Source organism: Paenisporosarcina sp. P5_A11, from assembly GCF_056400705.1.
Genome location: NZ_JBFUKT010000028.1, coordinates 20,226 through 27,361, shown reverse-complemented (window position 1 = coordinate 27,361; position 7,136 = coordinate 20,226). Strand labels below are relative to the sequence as shown.

At 39.4% G+C, this 7,136-nt stretch carries 5 protein-coding genes; all 5 read left to right on the top strand.

Features of this window, described 5'->3' with window-relative positions:
• A partial coding sequence (gene metE, locus AC1DOS_RS06995) for a 5-methyltetrahydropteroyltriglutamate--homocysteine S-methyltransferase (RefSeq protein ID WP_477536921.1) occupies nucleotides 1-1,830 on the top strand: 1,830 nt, incomplete at its 5' end.
• A gap of 232 nt (nucleotides 1,831-2,062) precedes the next feature.
• Entirely contained in the window at nucleotides 2,063-2,218 is a 156-nt protein-coding gene (locus AC1DOS_RS06990; protein ID WP_477536920.1) for a DUF2292 domain-containing protein, read from the top strand.
• 268 nt (nucleotides 2,219-2,486) lie between these two features.
• Nucleotides 2,487-3,599, top strand: a complete 1,113-nt coding sequence (locus tag AC1DOS_RS06985) for a methionine biosynthesis PLP-dependent protein (protein ID WP_477536919.1) — start codon at nucleotides 2,487-2,489, stop codon at nucleotides 3,597-3,599.
• On the top strand, nucleotides 3,599-4,792 hold the full coding sequence (gene metC / locus AC1DOS_RS06980; RefSeq protein WP_477536918.1) for a cystathionine beta-lyase: 1,194 nt from the start codon (nucleotides 3,599-3,601) through the stop codon (nucleotides 4,790-4,792). The genes AC1DOS_RS06985 and metC overlap by 1 nt, the downstream gene beginning before the upstream one ends.
• Nucleotides 4,789-6,660 (top strand): bifunctional homocysteine S-methyltransferase/methylenetetrahydrofolate reductase, encoded by a 1,872-nt coding sequence (locus AC1DOS_RS06975; RefSeq protein ID WP_477536917.1) that lies wholly within the window; start codon nucleotides 4,789-4,791, stop codon nucleotides 6,658-6,660. The genes metC and AC1DOS_RS06975 overlap by 4 nt, the downstream gene beginning before the upstream one ends.
• Nucleotides 6,661-7,136: the final 476 nt, after the last annotated feature.

Here is a 7,136-nt window from a genome sequence, read left to right as displayed (position 1 = left end):
ATCTTAGGACCTATCACATTTGTAAAACTGTCAAAAGGCTATAAAGAAAGTGAGTTTAAAGCAGTTGTTGAAAAGTTTGTGCCACTATACGCTGACATTTTACGTGAATTAGAAAAAGAAGGAGTCGAGTGGGTACAAATCGATGAACCGATTTTATCTACAACGATTTCAAAAGAAGATGTTGCGTTATTTAAGGATATCTATCAAACATTGCATGAAGCAGCACCAAACATAAAGCTGATATTACAAACATATTTTGAAAGCATTGAACATTACGAAGATGTAATCTCACTTCCTGTTCAAGGAATTGGACTTGATTTTGTTTATGATAACGGTCAAAACCTTGCTGCTTTGAAAGAGTATGGTTTCCCAAAAGATAAGGTTCTTGCTGCTGGAGTAATTGACGGGCGAAATATATGGCGTGCGAATCTTGATGATCATTCTGCAATTCTTGCAGAGATTGCGGATGTTGTTTCAAAAGATCGTCTTATTGTACAACCTTCATCAAGCTTATTGCATGTACCTGTGACAGTTAAAAGTGAAGAAACGCTTGATGAGGTCCTAAAAGGAGCATTATCGTTTGCGGATGAAAAATTACATGAAATTGTTGTACTGACAAAAGGCTTAAACGTTGGAAAAGAAGTGATACAAAAAGAAATCAGTGCAAGTACAGAAGCGATTCAAGCGTTACAAAAATCATCATTCCGAAATAACACACAAGTTCAAGAAGCCATTCAAAACTTGCATACGTATAAAGCGGAACGAAAAGCAATATTTAAAGTCCGTCAAGAGATACAAAAAGAGGCTTTTAAATTACCACTGCTGCCAACAACAACAATCGGAAGCTTCCCGCAAACTCAAGAAGTAAGAAAGAACCGATTAAAATGGCGTAAAGGCGAGTTAACGAATACAGAATATGAAACATATATAAAAGCAGAAATTAAAAAGTGGATTGAAATTCAAGAGGAACTTGGTCTAGATGTGTTTGTACATGGAGAATTTGAACGTACAGACATGGTTGAGTATTTTGGTGAAAAATTAGATGGCTTCCAATTCACGAAATTTGGCTGGGTCCAGTCATATGGCTCGCGATGTGTGAAACCACCACTTATTTACGGTGACGTGTCATTTATAGAACCGATAACAGTTAAAGAATCCTTATATGCCCAATCAATAACTGACAAACCTGTAAAAGGAATGCTGACAGGTCCAATTACAATTTTAAACTGGTCGTTTGTTCGTGATGATATTTCACGCTATGTTGTTGCCAATCAAATTGCACTTGCGCTTCGAAAAGAAGTTGAAACGCTTGAGGAAAATGGAATTCGTATGATTCAAGTTGATGAGCCGGCAATTCGTGAAGGGCTGCCGTTAAAACGTGAAAAATGGGAAGGGTATCTTGACGCTGCAGTTTATGCGTTTAAACTTGCAACAACGTCAGTACAAAACGATACACAAATTCATACCCATATGTGTTATTCGGACTTTAAAGATATTATCGATGCGATTAAAGCACTCGATGCTGATGTTATTTCGATTGAAACATCAAGAAGTCATGGTGAATTAATTCAATCGTTTGAAGAAAACACGTATGACAAAGGGATCGGTCTTGGTGTATACGACATTCATAGTCCACGTGTACCAAAGCTTGAAGAGCTGAGTAGAAACATTGATCGTGCCCTACAAGTTCTTGATCCAAATCAGTTCTGGATTAATCCTGATTGCGGTTTGAAAACACGAGGTCTTGAAGAAACGGTTGCAGCACTTAAGATAATGGTTGAAGTAGCAAAACAAACGAGAGAAAAGCTGCTCGTGAATATAGGGTCATAAACTTCCAGAGTGGAATATCCGAATAATGAAAGTGAAATAGAAAATCTTGGGACCCTTTCGCACAAGCATAGGCTGTTCCTTCTATATAAGTCCTACCTTTAAAGAGTCTTGGATACCTCGGCAACCACAGAATCGAATTCTAACGGTGCCAATTCARGCAGAGCTTTTCAAATCTTCTAAAAAAGAGGTCGTGTATATTGAGTTAATGTAAGCATATGGGAGTTGATATTGAATGGGAGATTTGGTGAAAAAAGGTAAGGAAAAGGAAAAGTTTGAAATTATCGCAGAAGCACTTGAAGGTTTGCATTTTGGAGAGCTACAAATTACGGTTCATGAAGGAAAAATTGTTCAAATAAATCGCATAGAAAAGCACCGGTTTTCTGTTTGAAAAAATTAAAATATTAAAGAAGCTGACCGGATAACTGGAGGCCTCTTGTATTCCGTAGGATTGTTTACTGACAATTTTATGGAATACAAGAGGTCTTTTTTATATCCTAGGCTAAGAAAATAGATTGGAATGGAAGGATCATGTTAATAAGTTAGAGATTATTTTACTCGTTGTACGCATCTGAAGCGAGATTATTACTAACTGACGATCCACAATGGAGAACGCCGTTTTAATGTGCATCAACATTTTTATTAGAGGAGTGATTGGGATGTATAAAATCGATACACAACTTGCTCAAATTGGAAATCGCAGTGATACGCTTACAGGGACTGTGAATCCCCCTGTTTATTTTTCTACTGCCTATCGTCATGAAGGGCTTGGGCAATCGACGGAGTTTGATTATAGTCGTACTGGAAACCCAACACGTCAGCTCCTTGAAAATACAATATCAGATTTGGAATATGGGGATCAAGGCTTCGCCTGTAGTTCTGGGATGGCGGCAATTATGACCGTTTTGTCCCTTTTTCAATCAGGTGATGAATGGTTAGTTAGTGAAGATTTATATGGAGGAACCTATCGTTTATTAGAACAAGGATATAAAAAATGGGGGTTGAAGTGTCAATACGTAAACACATGTTGTCCGGAAGAGATCGAAAGAATGATTACCCCTCAAACAAAAGCCATCTTTCTGGAAACACCTACAAACCCCTTAATGAAGAAAACAGATATTTCCGCTGTTTCTGAAATTGCCAAGAAACACGGAATTATGCTGATTGTCGATAACACTTTCTATACGCCTCTCTTTCAACAGCCAATCACTCTTGGCGCTGACATTGTTATCCACAGCGCAACCAAATATTTAGGCGGTCATAATGATGTTCTTGCTGGCCTTATTGTTGCTAAAGGAAAAAAACTATGTGAGGACCTGGCGCATTACCATAACAGTACGGGAGCTGTGCTTAGTCCATTTGACTCTTGGCTATTGATGCGCGGTATGAAAACTTTATCGCTCCGAATGAATCGGCATGAGAAAAATGCCAAGGAAGTCGTCCGTTACCTTTCCAATCTTCAAACTGTAACCGACGTTTTTTATCCAGGAAGAGGTGGAATGATCTCTTTTCGCCTAAAAGAAGAGTCATGGATTAATCCATTTTTACAAGGTTTATCCCTTATTACATTTGCCGAAAGCCTTGGAGGAACAGAAAGTTTCATCACCTACCCTGCCACTCAAACACATGCTGATATCCCTGAAGAGACTAGGATTCAAGCAGGTGTTTGCAATCGATTATTGCGTTTTTCAGTTGGAATTGAAGATGCAGAAGATTTGCTTTCAGACCTTGAACAAGCTTTTGTCCACATAAGAGAGGAGATGATTATTTAATGGAGAACAGAGAATATTCCTTTGAAACAAGGCTGTTACACAATCGTCATAAGATTGATTCGAATACTGGCGCTGTGAGTGTAGCGATCCAACATGCGTCAACTTTTCATCAATTTGATATCGATCATTTTGGGAAATATGATTACAGTCGCAGCTCTAATCCGACAAGGAATGCGCTAGAAGAAGTTATTGCGGAACTAGAAGGTGGAACAAATGGATTCGCCTTTTCTTCCGGGATAGCAGCGATTTCAACGGCATTTCTGCTTCTCTCTTCAGGAGATCATGTCGTGATTTCAGAGGATGTTTATGGAGGTACCTATCGATTGATCACCGAAGTCCTGTCACGATACGGAATTGAATATACCTTTGTCGATATGACGAATCTAATCCAAGTAAAACAAGCTATTAAGCCAAATACAGAAGTGCTTTATGTGGAAACACCATCAAATCCTTTATTGAAGGTGACAGACATCAAAGCGGTTAGCAAGTTAGCAAAAGAAAATAATGCCTTAACATTCGTCGATAACACTTTTCTCACTCCTGCCTTGCAAAAACCACTTGAACTAGGGGCTGATGTTGTACTACATAGTGCAACCAAATTTCTATCAGGACATAGCGATGTAGTTGCTGGATTGGCAGTTGTCAAGGATGAAAAATTAGCGAAAAGGCTGGGCTTTTTACAAAATTCGTTTGGGGCTATTCTGGGTGTTCAGGATGCATGGCTCGTGCTAAGAGGTCTCAAGACGCTTCATGTCCGACTCGAACAATCACAAAAATCTGCAATATTACTTGCCGAATTTTTACAAGGTCACCCGCTTATCGATAAGGTTTATTATCCAGCTCTTGAAAGTCATCCACAACATCTGCTTCAAAAAAATCAGGCAGACGGACCAGGTGCGGTTTTATCATTTGAACTTGCCAATGAGGATGCGCTTCGTTCATTTGTTTCGAATGTGAAAATCCCTGTATTTGGAGTAAGCCTTGGGTCTGTAGAGTCGATTTTGTCGTATCCGACTAAAATGTCCCATGTGGCGATGCCAAAAGAGGAAAGAGAAAAAAGTGGCATCAAAAATAGCCTTCTGCGCTTATCAGTCGGCCTTGAAAACCCGAATGATCTTATCAAGGATTTTTCACAAGCCTTTCAGCATGTTCAAGATAGACAATTTATCTATCATGGAGGAGAGCGCCAATGAGTTTTCTGGGGAAATTAAAAAACCAAATTTTAATAGGAGATGGCGCTATGGGTACTCTCCTATACTCGTACGGGACAGATTGTTGCTTTGAGGAACTAAACCTATCCCATCCGGAACAAATTCAAAACATCCATAAAGCGTATATAGGTGCAGGTGCAGATGTGATTCAGACGAACACGTATGCAGCAAATTATTTAAAGCTGCAAAGGTATGGACTGGAAGATTCGGTAAAAGAAATCAATAGTGCCGCTGTCCACAATGCCAAAATAGCAGCTAAGAATGACGCTTATGTTTTTGGGACGATTGGTGGTAATCGGGGAGTAAAGCCCAATTCTATTTCATTAGAGGATCTTAAACGGAGCTTTCGGGAACAGTTATATTGCCTTTTATTAGAAGGGGTTGATGGGATTCTCCTCGAAACTTTCTATGACCTTCAAGAGCTTGAAGCCGTTCTTACAATCACTCGTAAGGAAACAAATCTGCCAATCATTTCACAACTAGCACTTCAAGAGCCAGGGATTTTGCAAGATCAAACACCTGTCAATGAAGCATTATTGAAGCTCGAAAACCTTGGTGCGGATGTCATTGGTCTGAATTGTCGCCTCGGACCACATCATACGTTGTTATCACTTGAACAGATTGAGATTCCAGCACATGCTTTTCTTTCTGCTTATCCAAATGCCAGTCTGCCTGCATATACGGATGGGAAATTTCATTATGAAGGTGATGCGGAGTACTTTCGAAAGTCAGCACTGGCATTCCGCAATGAAGGAGTTGGTCTTCTTGGAGGATGTTGCGGCACTACACCTGAACATATAAGAGCCATTGCTTCCGAATTAAAAAATGTGGTTCCAATTACACAAAAGGTCGTAAAAATAAAACCACCTAAACGAGTTGTGGAAGTAATATCAATAAAAAGGGATTTCCCGCCTCTTGAGAAAATTGTAAAGAAGAAACCATCGATTATTGTTGAGTTAGATCCTCCTCGGAAATTAGATACAACAAAATTTTTCAAGGGAGCAAAAGCTTTAAAAGAAGTGGGAATCGATGCGATTACACTGGCGGATAACTCGCTTGCCTCTGTTCGTATTTCAAATGAGTCATTGGGTTACCTGGTTAAAACTCAACTGGCGATGCGGCCACTCATCCATATAGCTTGCAGGGACCGCAACCTCATCGGTCTGCAATCCCATTTGATGGGCCTGCACACTTTAGGGATGAATGATGTACTGGCGATAACGGGCGATCCTGCTAGAGTCGGCGATTTCCCAGGAGCATCTTCTGTTTATGATGTGTCATCCTTTGAGCTGATTCAAATGATCAAACAACTTAATGAAGGTTTATCTTTTTCAGGAAAAGATCTTGGCCAAAAAACTGCTTTTAGCATTGCGGCTGCTTTTAATCCAAATGTCCGTTATCTAGATAAAGCAGTGCAGCGTCTTGAAAAGAAAGTTCAGCTTGGCGCAGATTATTTTATCTCACAGCCTGTATTTTCAGAGGAAAAATTACTGGAAGTTTACGAATCTACCAAACATCTTAATGCGCCYATATATATTGGTTTAATGCCCTTACTAAGCAGTAAAAACGCTGAGTTTCTTCATAATGAAGTACCTGGAATCAAAATCTCGAAAACGATTCGTGATCGGATGGCAAAATTTAATGATAACCCGGTTCAGGCGGTACAAGAAGGACTTGAAATTACGAAGTCATTAATTGATACAGCATTAGACTTATTCAATGGGATTTATTTAATTACACCATTTTTACGATATGAACTAACCGTTGAGTTAGCTCTATACGCCCGTCAGCGTGCAAGCGAGTTGCAGAGGAACAGAATTGCCGTAAGCACCATTCATTCATTCAACTGAAACGCATCCTCTTATTAGATGGAGGAGGGCAGCTGGACACCTGCTCTTTTCGCAGGTGGCTTCTTTGGATTAATTACGTAAGCAACGTACGATTTGACCAACCTTGCCACAATAGAAGGATGGGTTCCATGTTTGGGACGGTCCTCTTTTCCCTTGTCTTACACCCATAGAGCTGTGAGGGCTCAGATTTTTGAAATTGATTCAAGTATATAAAATGAAATCTCAAGTTGATGATTTCTAATCATCTCTAAAGTTCCTTTTTTCTACTACGTATTATGTCAACTGTTATAACCATCGCTGGACTAACCGTATAATTAATTGCTATAAAAAACGGTGAAGGTAATTATATACTCATCAAAACCATTATTTAATGCTAGATACCTCATTGTTCCTCATCCAACATTGACCATCCCTACCACACGCAAAAATATACACCTGTACAGACGGTTATTATCTTTGTCCAAATTCTATTCCTA

Bases quoted from the DNA above. Each gene is read 5' to 3' on its own strand.
- AC1DOS_RS06985 (WP_477536919.1), top strand. From the start codon at position 2,487: ATGTATAAAATCGATACACAACTTGCTCAAATTGGAAATCGCAGTGAT.
- metC (WP_477536918.1), top strand. From the start codon at position 3,599: ATGGAGAACAGAGAATATTCCTTTGAAACAAGGCTGTTACACAATCGT.
- AC1DOS_RS06990 (WP_477536920.1), top strand. From the start codon at position 2,063: ATGGGAGATTTGGTGAAAAAAGGTAAGGAAAAGGAAAAGTTTGAAATT.